The organism is Collinsella tanakaei, from assembly GCF_016900375.1.
In the GTDB taxonomy this organism is placed as follows: Bacteria; Actinomycetota; Coriobacteriia; order Coriobacteriales; family Coriobacteriaceae; genus Collinsella.
Map to the genome: position 1 here is coordinate 1 of NZ_JACJKB010000044.1, position 1,243 is coordinate 1,243.

Genomic DNA, 1,243 nt, shown 5'->3' on the forward strand with positions numbered 1-1,243 from the left:
CCACCCCGTTGTCGCGCGGCACGAAGGCGTCGTGGTCGCGCGCGATCGAGCCGTCGGCCTCGGCCCAGTACCAGGCGTCGGTCGCGGGGTCGTAGAAGAACTTGGACTCGGCCGCCTGCCCGGCGTCGACCCAGCCCGCGGCGCCCGCGGGGGCGCAGGGCTCGCCGCCGGCGTCCACCCAGCCGGTGTAGGCGGGGCCCTCCTCGCCGGGGTCCTCGTCGGGATCGGTCTCGTCAGACCCCTCGTCAGGATCGACCTCGTCGGGATCCGCGACCTCGTCATCCGCCTCCTCGTCGACGGTCAGGGTCTCCGCCTGATCGAGCGCTGGCCCAGCTTCATCGATGCCGGTAGCCTCCGCAATAGCCTCCTGCTGCGTCGGCACCTCAGCGATCGCCTCATCGACACCGAAAGCCGTGCACGGAAGCAGCGGCGCGGCAGCGAGCGCGAGCACAGCCGCCGCGGCAGCCATCCGTTGGCGGAGCGGAAGCGTCCCGCGTTCTCCATCCTGTGAAACCATCGATCTTCCCTTTCCTTACCCATCGAGGGGCCAAAGGCCCCGCGACCTACTCGTTATAGTACGGCTGCGCGTATCCCACGAGATACCACAGCTGGCTGTTCTCCTCCACAAGGCGCACGGAGCCGTTCACGTGCTCCCACGCGTACACGTGCGCGCCGTCTGCCGACACGTGGTCGACGATGCCGACGTGCGAGGCGATCGCCTCCTCGAAGGGGCGGTAGCGCTCGTTGTCGACGATCCAGATGTCGCCGGGCTGCGGACGGCTGCCCGCCGGAAGTATGCGCCCGCGCGACGAATACCATTCCAGCAGCTCGTGCGGATAGGTCGTCGCTGCGCCATCCATCAGCTGATAGTGAAGACCGGCCTCTTGGAAGCACCAGTAGATGTAGGCCATGCACGGCCCCATCGTGTTGAAGGTGGAGCCTCCGGCGATGGCGGCGTCCTGATACCGATACCCGTCGCTCGTGCCCGCCTGCGAGGCCGCGACCGCCAGCAGGCGCGCGACGACCCGCTCGCGCGGCAGGCGCTCGCCGGTGTGCTCGTCGAGGTAGTACGGCAGGCCGCCCACCATGACCGAGCCGTGGCGCATGCGGCCGGTGACCTCGTCGTAGTAGACCCACTTGCCCGGGTCCGGGATCCAGGCCCAGCCGTAGTCGACCGCACCGGTCACCGGGTCGAAGTACATCCAGCCCGGCTCGTCGCCGAACGACCCGTCGATGTAGCGCT

General features: G+C 69.0%; 2 protein-coding genes. Both read right to left on the reverse strand.

The window, feature by feature from the left end:
* The coding region (locus tag H6A16_RS10515) for a hypothetical protein (RefSeq protein WP_204619002.1) at positions 1 to 517 on the reverse strand (517 nt) is incomplete at its 3' end.
* Positions 518 to 563: 46 nt separating this feature from the next.
* The coding region (locus tag H6A16_RS10520; RefSeq protein ID WP_204619005.1) for a CHAP domain-containing protein at positions 564 to 1,243 on the reverse strand (680 nt) is incomplete at its 5' end.